The organism is Vreelandella nigrificans, from assembly GCF_002374315.1.
GTDB classification, from domain to species: Bacteria; Pseudomonadota; Gammaproteobacteria; order Pseudomonadales; family Halomonadaceae; genus Vreelandella; species Vreelandella nigrificans.
The window spans coordinates 1-667 of sequence record NZ_NWUX01000077.1 but is presented as its reverse complement, the minus strand read 5'-3'; the positions used below and the strand labels follow the sequence as shown (position 1 = coordinate 667).

Annotated in this window: 1 protein-coding gene; it reads right to left on the bottom strand. The window is 56.7% G+C overall.

The annotated features are described in order from the left end of the window. Positions 1–667: tetratricopeptide repeat protein (locus tag CPA45_RS22555; protein ID WP_133066827.1), on the bottom strand; the 667-nt coding region annotated here is incomplete at both ends.

Genomic DNA, 667 nt, shown 5'->3' with positions numbered 1-667 from the left:
TTATGCATAGCAGGCGCGTAGCCCGCTTCTGCGGCTTTGCGGAACCAAACCTCTGCCGCTTCCAGGCGCTCCGTATCATTGGCATAACCCCGTTCGTCATTGCGGGCCAGCTCGCCCAGCCAATTCATAGAATGAACATTGCCTGCCTCGGCTGCGCGATGTAGCCACGCCATGGCTTCATCTTCATCGGGGTTTTCAACGTAGTAATAGATATGATAAAGCGCGGCCATGGCCTCAGCGTCACCGGCCTCGGCTTTGGGCAAGGTAAGCTCCAAGGCCTCCTGGGGCCAATCGTCGCCGTCTTTCGGGCAGACATCTCCCAGCTCGCAAGCCCCTCCATCAAACAGGCGTAGCATGGCGTAGGGTTCACCGTGTTGCGCGGCTTGGTAATACCAGTCCAACGCAGCTTGATTCATGTTTCCCATCACTAACCGGCGATTAGCTTCACCCAGATAATACATAGCCTCCGCATCCCCAGCCTCTGCCGCTTGTTCTAAATAAGGGATTGCTGTATCCGCTCTTCGAATACCGTAGAGTCGCATACCCTCCTCTTTGGCGGCCTGCGCCTCCTCATCCAGCGCCCAGGCAGAAGGCGACAACAGCGTCGCGAGTGTCAGTCCTGCCAGTGTGGTCAGTAGGTTTGATCGCTTCGTTAACAACATCAGGG